General features: G+C 65.5%; 13 protein-coding genes. 7 read left to right on the forward strand and 6 right to left on the reverse strand.

The window, feature by feature from the left end; all coding sequences use genetic code 11:
- Nucleotides 1-54 precede the first annotated feature (54 nt).
- Nucleotides 55-2,472: a PAS domain S-box protein gene (locus BKY59_RS06195; RefSeq protein ID WP_129586218.1), complete on the forward strand. Its 2,418-nt coding sequence runs from the start codon at nucleotides 55-57 to the stop codon at nucleotides 2,470-2,472.
- 324 nt (nucleotides 2,473-2,796) lie between these two features.
- Nucleotides 2,797-4,044 carry a dicarboxylate/amino acid:cation symporter gene (locus tag BKY59_RS06200; RefSeq protein WP_240499980.1) on the forward strand — a complete coding sequence of 416 codons (1,248 nt, stop codon included), beginning with the start codon at nucleotides 2,797-2,799 and terminating at the stop codon, nucleotides 4,042-4,044.
- Here the strand turns inward: BKY59_RS06200 and BKY59_RS06205 are convergent.
- On the reverse strand, nucleotides 4,021-4,959 hold the full coding sequence (locus tag BKY59_RS06205) for a methyltransferase (RefSeq protein ID WP_076069549.1): 939 nt from the start codon (nucleotides 4,957-4,959) through the stop codon (nucleotides 4,021-4,023). The two genes, BKY59_RS06200 and BKY59_RS06205, sit on opposite strands and share 24 nt — an antisense overlap.
- 178 nt (nucleotides 4,960-5,137) lie before the next feature.
- Here BKY59_RS06205 and BKY59_RS06210 point away from each other — a divergent pair, with 178 nt between their 5' ends.
- Together BKY59_RS06210 and BKY59_RS06215 are read left to right on the forward strand one after the other, a co-directional pair.
- Entirely contained in the window at nucleotides 5,138-5,992 is an 855-nt protein-coding gene (locus BKY59_RS06210; RefSeq protein WP_240499981.1) for an ATP-grasp fold amidoligase family protein, read from the forward strand.
- A gap of 408 nt (nucleotides 5,993-6,400) precedes the next feature.
- Nucleotides 6,401-6,826 (forward strand): fasciclin domain-containing protein, encoded by a 426-nt coding sequence (locus tag BKY59_RS06215; RefSeq protein ID WP_076069552.1) that lies wholly within the window; start codon nucleotides 6,401-6,403, stop codon nucleotides 6,824-6,826.
- 285 nt (nucleotides 6,827-7,111) lie between these two features.
- Here BKY59_RS06215 and crtI read toward each other — a convergent pair whose 3' ends face one another.
- From crtI to BKY59_RS06235, 4 genes are all read right to left on the reverse strand, one after another.
- Complete coding sequence (crtI, locus tag BKY59_RS06220) at nucleotides 7,112-8,740, reverse strand: phytoene desaturase family protein (RefSeq protein ID WP_076069555.1); 1,629 nt, start codon at nucleotides 8,738-8,740, stop codon at nucleotides 7,112-7,114.
- Nucleotides 8,737-9,672: a Brp/Blh family beta-carotene 15,15'-dioxygenase gene (locus BKY59_RS06225; RefSeq protein ID WP_076069559.1), complete on the reverse strand. Its 936-nt coding sequence runs from the start codon at nucleotides 9,670-9,672 to the stop codon at nucleotides 8,737-8,739. Before BKY59_RS06225 ends, crtI begins: the two co-directional genes overlap by 4 nt.
- Before the next feature lie 4 nt (nucleotides 9,673-9,676).
- Nucleotides 9,677-10,444, reverse strand: coding sequence for a bacteriorhodopsin-like (locus tag BKY59_RS06230; RefSeq protein ID WP_076069562.1), 768 nt, complete (start codon nucleotides 10,442-10,444; stop codon nucleotides 9,677-9,679).
- A 262-nt stretch (nucleotides 10,445-10,706) separates the two neighbouring features.
- Nucleotides 10,707-11,330, reverse strand: a complete 624-nt coding sequence (locus BKY59_RS06235) for a LuxR C-terminal-related transcriptional regulator (RefSeq protein ID WP_076069564.1) — start codon at nucleotides 11,328-11,330, stop codon at nucleotides 10,707-10,709.
- Nucleotides 11,331-12,051: 721 nt separating this feature from the next.
- Between BKY59_RS06235 and BKY59_RS06240 the strand changes: the two genes are divergently transcribed.
- Nucleotides 12,052-12,783, forward strand: a complete 732-nt coding sequence (locus BKY59_RS06240) for a FadR/GntR family transcriptional regulator (RefSeq protein WP_076069567.1) — start codon at nucleotides 12,052-12,054, stop codon at nucleotides 12,781-12,783.
- Nucleotides 12,784-12,855: 72 nt separating this feature from the next.
- A complete protein-coding gene (gene dld / locus BKY59_RS06245; protein WP_076069569.1) occupies nucleotides 12,856-14,553 on the forward strand; it encodes a D-lactate dehydrogenase in 1,698 nt (565 codons plus the stop codon).
- 22 nt (nucleotides 14,554-14,575) lie between these two features.
- Here the strand turns inward: dld and BKY59_RS06250 are convergent, their stop codons facing one another.
- On the reverse strand, nucleotides 14,576-16,153 hold the full coding sequence (locus BKY59_RS06250; RefSeq protein ID WP_076069840.1) for a DUF5060 domain-containing protein: 1,578 nt from the start codon (nucleotides 16,151-16,153) through the stop codon (nucleotides 14,576-14,578).
- Nucleotides 16,154-16,278: 125 nt separating this feature from the next.
- Here BKY59_RS06250 and BKY59_RS06255 point away from each other — a divergent pair, with 125 nt between their 5' ends.
- Nucleotides 16,279-17,592 carry an MFS transporter gene (locus tag BKY59_RS06255; RefSeq protein WP_076069572.1) on the forward strand — a complete coding sequence of 438 codons (1,314 nt, stop codon included), beginning with the start codon at nucleotides 16,279-16,281 and terminating at the stop codon, nucleotides 17,590-17,592.
- The last annotated feature ends 325 nt before the right edge of the window (nucleotides 17,593-17,917 follow it).

A 17,917-nucleotide genomic window follows, 5' to 3' on the forward strand; every position in this document is an offset into this window, starting at 1 on the left:
CGGGCGGATCGCTTCGTTAGACGCGGTCCACCAAACGAAGGACTGCGACGCGGAATGCTGAGGTTTATGGCCGGCGAAGGCGAGCTGGCGGGACGGATCCGGGCATATGACTGGTTCGATACCGACCTGGGCAATCCCGCCGAGTGGCCGGAGGCGCTGACGACGCTGGTCAGCGTCATCCTGGGCGCGAACCAGCCGATGTTCGTCGTGTGGGGCCCCGGCCAGCGGCTGATCTATAACGATCACTATGCCGCGATCCTGCAAGGCCACCATCCCGCCGCGCTCGGCCGGCCGTTTCTGGAGGTCTGGAGCGAGATCGCCGACGATCTGCGGCCGCTGGTGGCGGACGCCTATGCCGGCATCCCGACGCACACCGACGACATCATGTTGATGATGGAACGCAACGGATATCCCGAAGAGACGCATTTCGCCTATTCCTACACGCCGGTCCGGCTGCACGGGGGGCAGGTCGCGGGCTTCTTCTGCGCGTGCAACGAAACGACCAGTTCGGTCATGGCGGACCGCGCGATGCGCGACAGCGAGGCGCGCAACCGCCAGATACTGGACAGCGCCATCGACTATGCGATCCTGGCGACGGACCGCGAAGGCCGGGTGACCCGCTGGAACGCCGGCGCGGAGCGTATCCTAGGCTGGACCGAGGCGGAGATGCGCGGGCAGCCGATAGATTGCTTCTTCACGCCGGAAGACCGCACGGCTGACCGGCCCCGGACCGAAATGCGGCTGGCCCTGGAAACCGGCGTCGGCAACGACGAGCGCTGGCACCAGCGCAAGTCGGGCGAACGGTTCTGGGCCAATGGCGAGCTGACCCCGCTGCTCAACGACGACGGTTCGGTCGTCGGTTTCGTGAAGGTCCTGCGCGACCGGACCGACCAGCGCCTGGCGGACGAGGCGCTGCGCCAGAGCCAGGCCGAACTGGCGGCCGCAAACGCGCTGCTCGAACGGAACTTCGCGATCACCTCTGCGGAACGCGACCGGCTGTGGGAAACGTCGCCCGACCTGTTGCTCGTGCTCGATTTCGACGGCATCGTCCAACGCGTCAATCCGGCGTGGACCGATCTGCTGGGCCATGTTCCAGACGAACTGGTCGGCCGTTTCATCGCTGATCTGGTCATCCCGGATGATACAGAACGGACGGTCGAGGCGCTGGATCAGGCGCGTTCCGACGCTCTTGAAACGCTCGAAAACCGCTACCGCCACAAGAATGGCACAACGCGCTGGTTCTCCTGGGTGGCGCGCCCTTCGGAACGGGATATCTACGCGATCGGCCGCGACATCACCGATGCCAAGCTGGCCACCGAAACGCTGCGCCGGACCGAGGACCAGCTTCGCCAGTCACAGAAGGTCGAGGCGATCGGTCAGCTGACCGGTGGCGTCGCGCATGATTTCAACAATCTGCTGACCGTCATCCGCGGCTCGATCGATCTGCTGCGCCGCCCGAACGTGACTGACGAACGCCGCCGGCGCTATATAGACGCGATTGCCAGCACGGCGGACCGCGCCACCAAACTGACCGGCCAGCTGCTCGCCTTCGCCCGCCGCCAGTCACTGAAACCCGAGATATTCGACACCGGCGAGAGCGTGCGCGCGGTCAGCGACATGATCCGCACGCTCACCGGGTCGCGTATCACGGTCGCGGTGCGGCTGGCGCCCGAACCCTGCTACATCGATGCCGATCGCAGCCAGTTCGACACGGCCGTCGTGAACATGGCGGTGAATGCGCGCGACGCGATGGACGGCGAAGGCGCGTTGACGATCACGGTCGGTACGACGTCGCGCATGCCCGCCATCCGCACGCATCCGTCCATCACCGGCCGGTTCGTCACCATCGCGCTGACCGATACGGGCTCCGGCATCCCGGCGGACCGGATCGACCAGATCTTCGAACCGTTCTTCACCACCAAGGGCATCGGCGAAGGGACCGGCCTTGGCCTGTCGCAGGTGTTCGGGTTCGCCAAGCAGTCCGGCGGCGACATCTTCGTCGAAAGCCGCGAAGGCCACGGCGCGACCTTCACGCTGTATCTGCCGCAGGTCACGCCCGACGACCGGACCCTGTCGAACATGGCAGGCGACGACGCGCCCTCGATCGGCGAGGATGCCTGCGTGCTGGTGGTCGAGGACAATCCGGACGTCGGCATGTTCGCGACGCAGGCCCTGCTGGAACTCGGCTACCAGACCGTGCTGGCCATGGACGGACAGAAGGCGCTTGCCGAACTTGCCGCCTCCGCCGAACGGTTCGACGTCGTGTTTTCGGACGTGATGATGCCCGGCATGTCCGGGATCGAGCTGGGGCAGGAGATTGCGCGGCTCTATCCCACGATCCCCGTCATCCTTACCAGCGGCTACAGCGAGGTGCTCGCCCAGACCGGCACGCACGGCTTCGAACTGGTCCGCAAACCCTATTCGATCGACGAACTCTCCCGCGCGCTCCGCAAGCTCGTCCGCCGGCGGTAGGGCGCGATCGCATCGAATGCGATACCCGCTCTGCCCGTTCGGGTCGAGCCTGCCGAAAACCCGGCGCAATGATCCCGACAGGCTCGAGCCGAACGGGACGCTAGAGTCGGACTGTTCGATACAGTCACGGGCCGATAGCCAGTCAGGCAATCCGGCGGTGATTAGTGTCGATCAAGGCGCGACGCGCAAATCTTCGCTACATCGCAGCGATAACTGAGCCGACCTGCTGGAGACGCCCCCCATGCCGACGCCCTGCCGCATGCCGTATGATATCCGACGCGCCGGGGTGGCCTGATGGTCGCGACTGAGCCCACGAGCGGAGACGTGCGGCGGTCCATGCCCGGCGGACGGTCGGCGCGGATCTTCGCGGCGCTGGTCGGCGGCGTCCTGCTCGGGGCCGTGCTGGCCGACCGGCAACCCGCGTTGCTGGCACACGCGCTGGCGGTGGCGACGCCGGTCGGCCGGTTGTGGCTGAACGGGCTGACGATGACCGTCGTGCCGCTGGTCTTCGGGCTGCTCGTAACGGGTATCGCGAGCGCAGCCGAAAGCGCGTCGGCCGGCGGGATCGCGCGGCGGGCGCTGCTGTGGTTCGCCATATTGCTGGTCGCGGCCTGCGTGGTCAGCGCGCTGTTGTCGTCGGGCCTGCTCGCCGTATGGCCGCCGGCCGCGTCGGCGGGATTGCTCGGCGGCGCTGCCGCCGCCTCGCCGCCTGCTCCGACGGCGGGTGCGTCCGACTGGGTCGCCGGCCTCATTCCCACGAACCCGATCAAGGCGGCCGCCGACACCGCGATGGTGCCGCTCGTCGTTTTCGCCCTGCTGTTCGGTTTCGCGGTGGCGCGCATCGCCGCACCGCTCCGCATCGCGCTGCTGACCGCGTTCCGCGGTATCGTCGAAACCATGCTGGTGATCGTGGAATGGGTGTTGTGGCTGGCCCCGCTCGGCGTCTTCGCGCTGGGGATCGCGGTCGGGGCGCAGCTCGGGCTGGGGGCGGCCGGGACGCTGCTCCATTATGTGCTGATCGTCGCGGTCGCCTGTCTGTCCGCAGCGCTGCTCGCGGTCGTCGCGGCGATCGTGGCGGGACGGATTTCACCGCTTGCCTTCCTGCGCGCCGCCCTGCCGGCACAAGTCGTCGCCGTCAGCACCCAATCCTCGCTCGCGTCGCTGCCGGCGATGATCGATGCCGCCCCCGCGCTGCAGGTCGATCGCGATGCCGCCGGCGTCATCTTCCCGCTCGCCGTGTCCATCTTCCGCGCGGCCAGCGCGGCGGCGAACATGGCGGTCGCGGTCTATCTGGCGCATCTGCACGGCGTGCCGCTGACGGCCGCGACGCTGGCGGTCGGTGCGGTCACCGCCGCGGCCGTCAGCCTGGCGGCGGTCGGGTTGCCGGCGCAGGTTTCGTTCTTCGCCACGATCGCGCCGGTCTGCGTCGCGATGGGCGTGCCGATCACCCTCCTGCCCGTGCTGCTCGCGGTCGAATCGCTGCCCGACATCTTCCGCACGTTCGGCAACGTCACCGCCGACCTCGCGGTGGTGCGACTGGCGGGCCGTTCAGTCGCGCGTGAAGATGGCTGACACCAGCGCGATGCGTTCGACCGCCGCATATTGCGGCCGGTCCAGTTCCTCGCCGAAAATGTCGGGATCGATCTCGCGGTAGCGTAGCGCGCAGCCATGGTCGGCGGCCGCCTGCACCAGCCGGACCTTCAACGGATCCTGACCGTCCAGTATCGCGCTGCCGGTATACAGGATTAGCCGGCCCTGCGCCGCCAGCTTGCCGAGCGCCGCGACGGTCAGGTCGAACGGCAGCTGCGCGCCGTGCATCCCGCCACCATCGCGATAGGCGCGGCTGTCGTCATCCATCAGATAGGGCGGGTTGAGCAGGACAAGGTCGAACGGGCCGGCAACATCGTCCAGGCCGCTGGTTTCGACGGTATCGATCCGGAAACCCGCCGCCGCGGCATTCACGCGGGCCAGCCGCAACGCCTGCGCGTTGATGTCGGTCGCCATAACCGTCGCCACGGGACATAGCGTCGCGGCCGTGACCGCGCCGACCCCTGCGCCCACGCCGATATCGACGATCCGTGCAGCACCGGACAATGGCCGCGCCGCCAGTTCGTCCGCGATCAGGTTGGCGAACCGGTAACTGTCCGGCCCCAGGAACACGGCGTCGGTGCCGGCCGTGGGAAAGGCGGAATGCCAGAAGGCGACGTCCCGGACGGTCGACAGTCGCAGGGCGCTACGCAACGTTCCGTCCGTCTCGTCCAGCATCCCGGCATCGCGCAACGCGTCCCGGATATCGGCGGAGATCGTGGCGTCGTCGAACGGCAGGCTCCAGCCGAAAATGTCCGTCAGCGACCGGGCGGTGCGCCCCGGCGTCCGGGCCAGCACGCGGCGATGCGTGTCTGGTGTCGGCGTGACATGGTGATAGCCCTGCGCGACCAGTTTCCCGGAAAGCGCGAGCAGGGTATCGTCGGATTTTGAAAGGCTCATCCGATCCACATACGGTCATCGTCGCCGGGCGCAACCGGCCGTCGACGCCGATGGTAAACCGTTCACCAACCATATGGCCCGGAACGGCGCTTCGCGTGTTCAGCGACGGATATCTCCGAAGGAACGCCGACGCCATGACGCCCGCAAAGCCGAACGACCGACAGGACGGGACGCCGCCTTGATCCCGACGGCCCCGCGGCGGGCAGGCCACCGGCCCACCGCGCTTCCCTGGCTGCGCGTCCAGCTGACCTATCTCTACAGCCACGGCCGCCCCGCCCGGATTGCGGAACCGCGGCTGTTCACCGAATATGTGCAGCACCGCAAGCTGCACGATCATGATCCGCGCTATCCCGGCCTGGCCGACAAGGTGACGGCGAAGGAGCATGTCGCGACAATCCTGGGCGACGACTGGATCATCCCGACGCTGTGGCACGGCACGGCTCTGCCCGACCGGCCCGACTTCCCACGTCCGTTCGTCGTGAAGAGCCGGCACGGGTGCAATCAGCGCGCGTTCGTCCGCTCTCCGGACGTCGACTGGCAAGCCCTGCGCCGCCGCGCCGACCGCTGGGTTTCGCGTCGCTATGGCTATTGGCTGGACGAGTGGCTGTATGCCCATATCCCGCCCGGCGTGCTGATCGAACCGTTCATCGGCCCTGACGGCGCGCTGCCGATCGACTATAAGCTGTTCGTCTTCGGCGGGCGTGTGGCCTTCGTCCAGGTCCATCTGGCGCGCGAGACCGCGCACCGCTGGATCGTCGTCGATCGAGACTGGCGTGCGGCCGGGGGCAATGGGAGCCGCAGCGGCACGGTTCCCGGCCGACCGGTCTCGCTACCGGCCATGATCGATGCGGCGGAGACGCTGGCGAAGGACTTCGACTTCGTCCGGGTCGATTTCTACGAGGTCGCCGGGCAGCCCAAATTCAGCGAGATGACCTTCTATCCGGGCTCCGGCCTGTACCGGCTCGACCCGATCGCGCTCGACCGTGAAATGGGCCTGTTGTGGGCGTCCGCTCGGGACAGCGGTAGCCGATAGAATAGACTTTTCACCGCTGGTCTGACCTCGGGACGCTCGATGACGTCCGGCCGGTCGTCCCGCTCGCGGTGCTGGCGATGTCCTGCGCCTGCTCCGTGTTCGGCATCGCCTCGGCGATCGATTTGCGACGTGCCGATCACCTCGGTCGGACCGACCGTGGGCAGGGTCGACATGCGTTCATATTGCGAATTGCCGCCCCGCCAGCCGTGTTCGATCCGGCGAGGTCCTGCCACTCGATCACGTACGGCGGTGCGATCACGCAAGATGGTTCAAAGCCCGTATTGAGGAAGATGGTCGCCGATGCGACGGGCATCGCGTGGAAGCCAGCCGAGCCGGCGGGGTCCTTCCATTTGAGGCATCCGGGACTGTCCGTTCCGCCCTGAACCCTGCCGAAATCGAGGAACAGACATGACCGATACGACACATGACATCGTCGATACTGCCGTCGCCGCGGGATCCTTCACCACGCTGGTCGCTGCCGTCACCGCAGCCGGCCTCGGCGATACGCTGAAGGGCGACGGACCGTTCACCGTCTTTGCGCCGTCGGACGATGCGTTCGCGGCGTTGGCCGCAGGCACGGTAGATGAGCTGGTGAAGCCCGAGAACAAGGACAAGCTGACCGCGATCCTGCTGCTGCACGTCCTGCCGGGCAAGGTCATGGCCGCCGATGTCGTGGGCCAGATGCTCGACCCGACTACGGCCAGCGGCTCGACCGTCCATGTCGACGGTACCGATGGCGTCACCGTGGATGGCGCGCGGGTCGTGACCGCCGACATAGCATGCACGAACGGCGTGATCCACGTCATCGATACCGTCCTGCTGCCCAAGGGCTGAACCCCCGACGCCGGCGACCGGTGGCAGCGATGCCCCCGGTCGCCGGTGCAATCCCGATCGTACCTGATACCGGGTGGGCGGCGTACGTGCACTGCCATCGTCGCGCCCCGCCTAGCCAGCGAGACGCTGCGACCACTCATACCTATCGACCACGGCCTGCGCCAAGTCCGCGCCGGGGCCAAGCATCGCGGGTCGCAACGAGATTACCCAACGAAACTCGGATCAGAGCGGTCGGCGACTGGCTGCTCGCATCAAGGACCGAGAGCGCCAGCTGTCCGCCCGACGCTAGGCAGGCATTCCCGCGACGACCTTCGGGTCGACCGCATAATCTCGCGCTATTTCCCGGGCGGTCATCTTGGCGGACATCATCACCGACGGAGTTCCCCCGCCCGGTTGGGTGCCCTGCCCGACCAGATACAGGTTGGCCACGTCCTCGCTGCGGTTGTGCGGGCGGAAGAATGCGGTCTGGGTCAGCCGTGGCTCCACCCCGAACCCGTTGCCCGCATAGGCCCCGAGCACCTGTTCGAAATAATCGGGCGTGACAAAGCTGCGATAGACCAGTCGTTCGCGCAAACCCGGAATATAGCCGCGGTCGTCCAGGAAATTCAGCACCTTATCCGCAAACCCCTCGCCCACCGCATCCCAGTCTATATCGCCCAGCGTGTTGGGCACCGGGATCAGCGTATAGGCGGCATGATGTCCCGGTGGCGCCAGGCTTGGATCGGTAAGCGTCGGAATATGGAGATATTGCGAGAAATCGTCGGCAAGGATCTTGCGTTCGAAGATATCGGTCAGCAATTCCTCGTACCGCGGGCCGAGAATGATGTTGTGGTGCCGCACATCGGGATCGCCGTCGCGCTTCTCGTAGCCGAAATAGATGACCATCAGCGACATGCTCTGCTTGCGAAACTTGACCACGGCATCGCGATTGATCCGGCGGTGCGCCTTGTCGATCAGCTTCAGATAGGTGGTGGCGTAATCTCCGTTGGAAACGACCAGGTCGGCCGCCAGGGTTTCGCCCGTCGTGAGCGTCACGCCGGTCGCGACACGCTTGCCACCGCGCTTCTCGACATCGATCCGCGCGACCTCGGCACGTAGCTGCACCGATCCGCCCAGTTCCTCGAACTTGACGATCAGGGCGCGAACCAGCGCGCCGGTGCCGCCCATCGCATAATGGACCCCCCAGGTTTTCTCGACGAAATGGATCATCGCGTAGATGGCGGGCACCTTCAGCGGGTTTCCGCCAATCAGCAAAGGTTCGAAGCTGAACACCTGCCGCATCTTGTCGCTCTTGAAATATTTGCTGATCAGCGAGAACAGCGGCTGCACGGCACCCAGCCGGAGCAGATCCGGCACGACCGCGAGCATCGACCCGAGGCTGCCGAAATAGGTGTAGCCGAGTTCGAGAAATCCACGCTGGAAGATCGCGCGCGCCGCCTCGTGGAAACGGTCATAGCCGTCGAGGTCCTCGGGCGCGAGCCGTTCGATCTGCGCGCGGACATTGACCGGGTCGGCGTCGTAATCGAAGAAGGTGCCGTCGTCGAAATAGATGCGGTAAAAGGGCAGAACCGGGACGATGTCGAGATAGCGGCTGGTGTTGGACCCGCCGCTTATGCCGGAACGGACGCGCTGGCCGTCCGCAAAGACGCCGGCCGGGAAGTCGGGCGCGGTCAGCATCGCCACGTCGCGTTCCAGCGAGAACAGCTCCTCGATGAAATGCGGCACGGTCAGCACGGTCGGCCCCATGTCGAACGTGAAACCCTGCGCGCGCCGGACGTAGGCGCGGCCACCGACGTCGTCCAGTTGTTCGACGATCCTGGTGTCGAACCCCAGGCTCTGCAGGCGGATCGCGCAGGCTATGCCGCCAATGCCGGAACCGATGACGATCGCTGTACGACGGGGTACGGAGTTCATGTCTTGCCTTCGGAAAAAGGGGCGGCGATCAGCCGGCGTTCGAGCCAGCGCGACAGCAGCAGATGTGGGACCGCTACCGACGCAAGCAACTGGAATGCCTGTGCAACGACTGACGGATCAAAACGTGACGGCGCTATTATCCGCATACCCCACCAGCCGAGGATGACCAATCCGGACAGCAGCGCGCCGGTGCCGATCCAGCGCACGAGCGTCATGTCCCGCAACAGCGCGCGCGTCTGTGCAAGATGCCGCGGCGAATGCAGGAAAACGAAAAACAGCGCGAAACCGGCGACCGGCGGCAAGGCCACCAGCAGGACGAAACACAGGGCCATCGCGGCGGCCCAATCACGGCTTCCCTCCCGCCAGGCAAGGACTATGCCGACCATGGTGACCAGCAACGTGACCGGGGCCGCCGCGGTGACGATCTGAGCGATGACCGCAGCGCGCGGATCGCTCATCGCGACGAACAGTGCCGACACGTCTTCGCGGTGACCGATCGTGGCCGCCGCGATGACCGCCGCGCCCGCCGCGACCCGCAACAGCGGCTCCTCGAGCATGGGCCAGTCCTCGCCGAAATGCACCGAGGCAACCGCCAGGAACAGTACCAGCGCCACCAGTGGCACGGTCATCCAGAGCAGCACCATCACCATCGCGACCGCGACGTAGCCGCCGACGGCGCGCCACAGCGCGGACCGGTTCAACGCAACCGACCGCCGCAAGAGCGCGATGTCATACGCCCCGTGCGGGAGCCCGCCACCGATGAACACGAGAGTGGCGCCGGCCACTGCCGCCGGTTGGTTCAGCGGCAGGCCGAGCAGAGCGGCGACGATCAACGCCGCCGCCGCGATCCAATAGATCGGATAAACGACGTCGCCGCGCCCCGGGAGGGCACGGCGATGCGATGACGGAGGTAGGTAGGCCGACGTCACCATGAGATCAGGCGGCGTATCCCTTGTGCCCGTCGGCCTCGGCCTCCGACTTGCGGACCGCGATGAGGAAGATCAAGATTCCGAGGCCGACCTTGGCGACGATGTCCGCGATCGTGTACCCGATCTGGATCGCCGTGGTCACGGAACCGCCGGTCAGCCCGGCATAGGGGGCCATGTAAACGATGGGATAAAAGCCCCACGATGCAAAGGTCAGCAGGCGGGCCGCCCGGACCAGGCCCTGCGCGGAGGCCGGCTGCTGGGCGATCGACTTGCCGAGACCGCTGAACAGCTCCCACACGATGTAGACGAACGGGATCGACGACAGGGTGCCCCACAGGACGCGGGTCGGAATATCGCCCGAGATCTCGCCCGGATAGCCGAGTATGATCATCAGCGCGGCGGCGGAGCCGAGCCGGATCGACTTCGACATGGTTTCCTCGCGCGACAGCCGCATGACCAGCACAAGCTCGATCAGCAGCAGCGGGACGGTCAGCAGCCAGTCGACGTAGCGATACGCATCGTTGAACGCGAAGGGGGTGGCGGTGACGACGCCGTTACCGAAGGTGTAGGCGGCGATCCAGCTCTCGAAGATACGGTAGTAATGATAGGCCGCGATCCCGGTGACGAGGCCCGAAATGGTCAACGCGGTCCGATAGGCGGGTGCAACCTGCGACCGACTGAGCCAGAGAAACGCCGTTGCCGCACCCATGGCCGCAAAGGTGAAGGAGAAGGCATTGTAGATGAGAGAATATTGAAAGGGTGTCACGATATCCATCGAAGTCTCCGTCGCAGTGATTCCCAGCGCAGCGGCGCTGGACAGGAATTTTTGCGGGAGGTCGCTGGATCGTCAGACGCCGATCGTTGATCCCCCAGACGTCGTCACTGCGGCAACCGATGCGCGACAGAAACGTCGCACATCACACTGAAGTGCGGAGTATGCACCCGTACCGCCGTACCGCCGTGCGACCCGGCAGGGATACGCCGACCTCAGCATGTCGGCGATACGGACCTTGTACGGTATCCCACGAGCACGGGCGCTAGAAACCGGCCTCGACGGCAAGGCGGATCAGGTCGGCCGTCGTATGCAGGCCGAGGCGGTTCATCAGGATGGCGCGGTGCATCTTGACGGTCTTTTCGGCCAGACCGAGTTCGGTCGCGATCTGCTTGTTCAGCAGCCCGTTTGCGACGAGCTTCAGGATCTGACCCTGCCGGCGCGACAGCGCCTTCACCATTTCTGCGGCACGGATGCGCCGCATGCTCGACGGCGACGACGCACCGGCGTGGATTTCGATCTGCGATCCCAGAAAGTACAACAGAGCATCCTGCTCGTCGTAGATCGGTGCGACCAGGACGGCATTGCGGAAGGGCTGACCACTGCGCTTGTAGTTCAGGATCTCCACCAGCACCGGACGATGCTCCCGCACGCCGCGCCGGATCTCCTCGGTCAGCCAGGGCTCGGTCGCGGGACCTGCCAGGAATCGGCAGTTACGGCCGACGACATCCTCCACCGGATACCCTGTCAGATCGCAGAATGCGTCGTTGCAGGCGACGATCGGATTGTCCGGCAAGCGCGGATCGCTGATGACGGACGGAATCGGACTATCGACGACAAGACGGTAATGGCGATCCCGCACGCTGAGGACTTCGATCTCTGGTGCCATATCAGCTGCGATCCCGGGGCATGTCGGCTTGCATGACGGCGGTGCGCTCATCTGGCACCGGAATATTGGGTGGGCGGTGGACCATTGTTCGTCCGCAGGGATATACATCGAATTGCGTCATGTCAGCAGATCCGATCGAACATTGGATTGGAAACGGTCCTGACCGCCCGGGCGAGTGACTGGGTGCGGTCCTCCGGACAAGTACCACAACACGCACAAGCCTGGGCGCACCAAGGCATCGACTCTCCACAAACCAACCCGCACCCTGCGTGCAGTTGGAAAACGTCTTGGACATGCCAAGAGTAGGGCGCAACCAGCCGCCTTGCCATTGACGTCGGGTCCGCTCCCGAACTGCGGGCGTGGTCGGAAGTCCGCGTGTCGGGTTGAGCCATGACGGGCGATCCACGCCGCTGCCCGGAGTGGCTGGAGGCAAAGTCGCAACTCGGCATGTCTTCCGCTAGGCCTGGATGGATGGATCGGACTTTCGCATGCCTAACGTCGCAATTGTAACGACGGGGTGCTTGTTCTATCAATCGCAGTCGCTAAGTGACGCCCGATTGTCTGACACGGTTCCGCGGTGTGGACTTAGCAACTCTGCGAAAGCGCCTGAAATCCTGTCTGTTTCCAAAGCCTTGATCGCGTTGACGTCGGCCTGTGACCCCGCCTTACCGGCGGCTGCGCGCGGTAGCCCGCGGTCGGCACGCACCCGGAGCACTACCACGTGACCCCGTCAAAGAGCTTCGACACGTTCAGTGAAACGGCACTGTCCAGCCACGATCAGGTGGCACGGACGCTCGGCGTCGAGATCATCGACGGGACCTATCCGCCCGGCTCCAAGATCCCCAACGAAGCCGACATTCTGGCTCGCTTCGCCATTTCGCGCACCGTCCTGCGCGAAGTGCTGAAGACGCTGACCGCCAAAGGACTGATCGTGTCCAAGACGCGGGTCGGTACGAAGGTGCTCGATCCCACCCGCTGGAACCTGTTCGATGCCGATGTGCTGTCGTGGAAGATCTCACAGGGACTGGACGAAGCGTTCCACCGCGACCTGACCGAGATCCGGCTGGCGATCGAACCGCGCGCGGCCGCCCTGTCGGCGCTGCGCCGGACGCCAGAGGCAGTTGCCGAACTGCGCGACGCCGTGGCGGCGATGCGGGTGGCAACAAGCACCCGCCGTCAGTTCGCCGAAGCCGACCTGGCCTTTCATCAGGCGATCGGTGCGGCATCGGGCAACGTGCTGATGCGATCCATCTCCGCGGTCATCGAAACCGCGCTGGTCGCGTCCTTCACGATGAGTTCGCCGATCGACGATCCGGTGCTGCACGATCATAACGTGCGCAGCCACGAACGGATCGTCGATGCGATCGAGGCCGGCGACGAGGATGGCGCGGCGGAAGCGATGCGCGCTGTCATCAAGACCCTCGCCTATTGGCGCGACCTGCGGGATCTCTGAAACCGCCGACCGACAAACGGCAAGCCCGTTATTTTCTCTGGTTTTGTATTTTAATAGTATTATTGCGGCGTAGTGGACGTTGCCGATGAATCATCCAAACTGATCGATGCGCTGCGCGGGATTGCGGGGCGTGGCCATGTGCTGACGACGGCCCGTCGGACGCGGCGTTATTCGCAAGGATACCGGTTCGGCGGTGGGCCGGTCCTGGCCGTCGTCCGCCCGGCCGGCCTCGTCGAAATGTGGCGCGTCGTTCAGGCCTGCGTCACGGCGGACGTGATCGTGATCGTCCAGGCCGCCAACACCGGGCTGACCGGTGGATCGACCCCCGACGGACGCTATGATCGGCCCGTGGTGATCGTCAGCACGACACGGCTGGACCGGTTGCACCTGATCGACGGTGGCCGGCAGGTCATCTGCCTGCCGGGGGCGACGCTTCACCAGCTGGAACGGCGGTTGGCCAGGACGGATCGCGAACCGCATTCGGTGATCGGCTCTTCCTGTTTCGGCGCGTCCGTGGTGGGCGGGGTGTGCAACAATTCCGGCGGCGCGCTGGTGAAGCGCGGGCCGGCATACACCGAATATGCGCTCTACGCCCGGATCGACGTGGGCGGGACGATCGAACTGGTCGATCAGCTCGGGGTCCGGCTGGGCGAGGATGCCGAAACAATCCTCGGCCGGCTGGACCGCGGCGATTTCGGCGATGGCGACGTCGTGCATGATCCGGTCCGCACCGCTTCGGACAAGGGCTATGCCGCGCATGTCCGCGATGTCACCGCCGATACGCCTGCCCGCTTCAACGCGGATGCCCGGCGCCTGTCCGGCGCGTCGGGCAGCGCGGGCCGCGTCATCGTGTTCGCCGTCCGGCTGGACACCTTCGCGCGCGAGCTGGCGACGTCGACATTCTATATCGGCACCAACGATCCGGACGAACTGGCCACGCTGCGCCACCGGCTGCTTGCCCCCGAATGTCCGCTGCCGATCGCGGCGGAATATATCCACCGCGACGCGTTCGACATCGCCGCGCGGTACGGCAAGGACAGTTTCCTGGCGATCAAGCGGCTCGGCACCGACCGCCTGCCGATGCTGTACGCGGTGAAGGCACGGTTCGACACTCTGGCCGCGCGGCTCGGCCTGAAAAGCAGCACGAGCGACCGGCTGATGCAGGCGTTCGGTCGCCTTTTGCCAGATCATCTGCCGCCACGGATGCGTGCGTTTCGCGACAACTACGAACATCATCTGTTGCTGAAGGTGGGGGCCGACGCGCAGGCATCGACCCGCGTGCTGCTGGAGGACGTCTTCCCGTCGGCGGCCGGCGCGATGTTCGAATGTACTGAGACGGAGGCCGCCGACGCGTTCCTGCACAGGTTCGTGACCGCGGGTGCCGCGGTCCGCTACCGCACGATCCATCCCGACGCGGTCGCCGACATCGTCGCGCTGGACATCGCGCTCCCCCGCAACGCCCGCACCTGGTTCGAAACACTGCCGGCGGATCTCGATGCAGCCATCCTGCACAAGCTCTATTACGGGCATTTCCTATGCCACGTCCTGCATCAGGACTATGTCGTGGCGAAGGGCCATGATCCGATCGCGATCGAACACCGGATGTGGGAATTGCTGGACCTGCGCGGCGCGGAATATCCCGCCGAACATAATGTCGGACACCTGTACCCCGCCAAGCCGCCGCTGGCGGACTTCTACCGATCGCTCGATCCCACCAACCGCCTGAACCCCGGGATCGGCGCGACCAGCCGCCGCCGGGACTGGGCCTGATCCGGCCCCGACCCGACATGGCTCAGACGCGCATCAGCCGCACGAGCATATAGGGCCGGCCCGGCAACGCGATGGTCGGTCGGGCCGGATCGTGAACGTCATAGTCGTTGCGTCGCGCCATCGTGAACACGCCCGGCACCGGCGTCACCGTCATCGCCCAGGTGTCGATGATATCCGCCCGATACCGGCACAGCGCCTCCGCCCCGCGACCAGGCAGGACGACCGGCCATTCTGTCGGCCGGGCCGAACCGAAGTACCGCAGATATTGTTCGAACGGCTTTCCGCCGAGATGGTAGTTCCACCATGCCTGGATCGGATCGATCCCTGGACGCGGTGCCTCGCCCAGGATGCGCGCCAGGAAGGCGAGCCGCGGCGGGCTAGTCCCGGACAGCGTACCGCCCTGTCCCAGCCAGGAAAAATCGGCGTTGCGCTCGGCCTGCGTCGTTTCGCTATGGCCGACATAGGCGCCGCCGACGGCCCCCCACCAGAAGCGTTCGACCATCTCCTCGCCCGTCAGGTTGCCCCAGCGCTTGGTCGAATTGCCTTCGTAACAGACCTCGTCGAAAATAACGGGCTTCAAGGCAAATGCACGATGGAGTTCGACCCGTCCGTCGTCCAGGACAGCCGCACCATTCTGCACGCTGGCATGCGTGATCCACGGTTTGCGGTGATCATAATAGACGTTCAGCTGGTGGATCGACCGCAACCGGTCGTGGGGATCGACGGCCTGCAGCACCCCGAACAGATGATCCCAGTCGGCCACCGACTTTGACTTCACCGCATCATATTCGTTGGCCATCGCCCACCAGACGTTGCGGAATGCCCCGAACCGCGCCGCCATATAACGTAGATAGCGTTCGTCGTCGGCGCGGCCCATGTCGGAATAGCCGCGCTTCTCGTCATAGGGCTGGAAGAGGATGATATCCGCCTCGATCCCTAGTTCGCCCAGGCGCCGGATACGATCTTCGAACCGCCGGAAGAACGCAGGGTCGAACCGGGTGGGATCCCAGTCGCGCAGGCCGGGCCCGGTGCGGACGAAGGGATCGGTCGCGACCGAGGGAACATTCGGAAACACGCACATGCGGATCTTGTTGAACGGCGCCGTCCGCAGCGTTTCCAGCGTCTGCGCGCATTTCGCGTCGGATTGCAGCGCCCAGGAATAGCTGGTCGTGCCGATCTGCCGGAACGGCGTGCCATCGGCATAGGCGAAATGATATCCATCGCGCGTCACGCGGACCGGGCCGTGATTGTCCGGGCCGGCCGGCACGCACCGCACCGCACCGGCGCGCCCGTCCAGCGCGTCGACATTGCTTGCGGTGCGCCACGTCCAGCGGCCAAGATCGCCCGGACTGAACCGGATCCGATACACGCCGTCGCCGTCGTAGAAGCCCGGCACCCGCACCTGGCGATCGCCGCAGATGAAGATCGCCGCGACCTGTACGTCGTCGAACGGATTGCCCTGGGCGGGTCCGTCCAGCCTGATTTCGTGGATCGCCCAGCGTTCGACCTGCGGCTCGCGCCCGACGGCCGCGGGCGCTGCCGCCGTTACGGCACCGGCGACGATCGCACCATGCAGAAGCGTGCGGCGTGTCACGGTCATGATCTGATCCTCGCTTTCGGCGCCCGGCCGAACCATTCTCTAGACCATCAATTAATACTATCATATACGCAAGCCATCTGACGACCCGCTTGCGATAGGGTGGGCGTCCAAAGGGAGGCGAGAGAGTGACGAGCAGTGCGGATCCGTCGAAACATGCGGCCGGAACCGGCGCCACCGACTGGAAGAACACCATTCTGGCCGGGCTCGCCAACTATATCGACGCGGGGTCGATCGTCGCGGGTGCGGCGGCGCTGGCATTGTGGATGGAAGCCTACAAGATCAGTCCGGGTCTGGTCGGACTGATCGCCGCACTGGGCCCGAATGCGATCTCCGCTGGGGTCGGCGCGCTGATCGGCGGCCGGTTGTGCGATCTGTTCGGTCGCAAGCGCATCTACCAATACGACATGCTGTTCTACGCGTTCGGCATGTTGTGGCTGGTCTTCGCGGTCAACGTCTGGATGATCGTCGTCGGCTTCTTCCTGGTCGGGCTGGCGGTCGGGGCGGACATTCCCGCATCCTGGTCGCTCATCGCCGAAATGGCGCCGGACCGCGAACGCGGCAAGCACAGCGGCGTGGCGCAATTGCTCTGGTATCTTGGGCCCGTCGTCGTCCTGCTGATGTTTCTGGTGCTCGCGCCGCTCGGCTTGCTCGGCGCGCGAATTGTCTTCGCCCATCTGGCGGTGCTGGCCGTCGCGCTGACTTTTCTCAGGTCCAACATGCACGAATCGGAACGCTGGCTGGAAGCGCAGGCCCAGCCCGACCTTGCGCATGCCGATCCGGCGCACCCCGCGGCCGCGCCGCAGAAGGGACGCTGGCGCGACCTGTTCACCCGCCAGCACATCGGATCGATGGCGTTCCTGGTCGGGATGTACATGTTCTGGAACCTGTGGGCCGGCACCAACGGCTTCTTCTTCCCCTACATATTGCGCACCGTCGGCGATCAGAGCCAGGCGACTGCCGTCGCGGTGCAGACATTGAGCTTCTTCGTCGGCATGCTGTCGATCGGCTTCATCTTCATGCGCATTTCGGATCGCGTGAATCAGCGTCTCTTGTTCCTGGTCTCCGCCGTCATGCAGGTGGTCGGCATGGCGCTGCTGGCGATCTTCCCGCTGACGCTGAACATCGCGATCGTCCATGTCCTGCTGATGGCAGTCGGCCAGGGGTTCGGCGCGCAATGCTTCTTCCAGCTCTGGAGTTCGGAGATGTTCCCGACCTTGCTGCGCAGCACCGCGCAGGGCCTGATGTTCGCGATCGTTCGCATCACGCTGGGCTTCTGGAGCTTCTTCGTCCCCATCCTGACCGCCACCGGTTTCAGCACGCTCGCGTGGATCCTCACCGGCTTCCTGTTCCTCAGCGGCCTGATCGGCTTCATCTGGGCCCCCCGGAACGAGGGCAAGTCGCTGGACGAACTGGAACGCGCGCAACAGGCGGCTGCCTAGACCTCGGCGATCCGCCCGGGTCGCCGAGCCGTAACTCACAGTCGGTTTCGATCAGGACTGACCATCGCGGCCCTGGCGCCGGGATCCAAAGCGGCACACGCAACGTGTGGGACTCTGGGTCCCGGCGCCAGGGCCGCGATAACGCTTGGCTGGGTCTGATCGATCCCGCGGCCGGGGCAGCATAGTTACAGGTTGAACCGCCCGTCGAGCGACGTCGAGCGCAGCGAAGACAGGCAACAGCGCCTCTCGGCTGCGCTCGGGCAGGCTTGCCTCGACTGCGCGCGCATGGGCGTAGTTAGACCTGACGTCGTCAACCGCCAAATCT

The organism is Sphingomonas montana (assembly GCF_001956315.1).
Lineage (GTDB): Bacteria > Pseudomonadota > Alphaproteobacteria > Sphingomonadales > Sphingomonadaceae > Sphingomonas_R > Sphingomonas_R montana.

What these genes read in the sequence shown, in the direction of transcription:
- BKY59_RS06215 (WP_076069552.1), top strand. Translation starts at nt 6,401, where the DNA reads ATGACCGATACGACACATGACATCGTCGATACTGCCGTCGCCGCGGGA.
- BKY59_RS06235 (WP_076069564.1), bottom strand. Translation starts at nt 11,330, where the DNA reads ATGGCACCAGAGATCGAAGTCCTCAGCGTGCGGGATCGCCATTACCGT.
- BKY59_RS06250 (WP_076069840.1), bottom strand. Translation starts at nt 16,153, where the DNA reads ATGACCGTGACACGCCGCACGCTTCTGCATGGTGCGATCGTCGCCGGT.
- crtI (WP_076069555.1), bottom strand. Translation starts at nt 8,740, where the DNA reads ATGAACTCCGTACCCCGTCGTACAGCGATCGTCATCGGTTCCGGCATT.
- BKY59_RS06225 (WP_076069559.1), bottom strand. Translation starts at nt 9,672, where the DNA reads ATGGTGACGTCGGCCTACCTACCTCCGTCATCGCATCGCCGTGCCCTC.
- BKY59_RS06205 (WP_076069549.1), bottom strand. Translation starts at nt 4,959, where the DNA reads ATGAGCCTTTCAAAATCCGACGATACCCTGCTCGCGCTTTCCGGGAAA.
- BKY59_RS06195 (WP_129586218.1), top strand. Translation starts at nt 55, where the DNA reads ATGCTGAGGTTTATGGCCGGCGAAGGCGAGCTGGCGGGACGGATCCGG.
- BKY59_RS06230 (WP_076069562.1), bottom strand. Translation starts at nt 10,444, where the DNA reads ATGGATATCGTGACACCCTTTCAATATTCTCTCATCTACAATGCCTTC.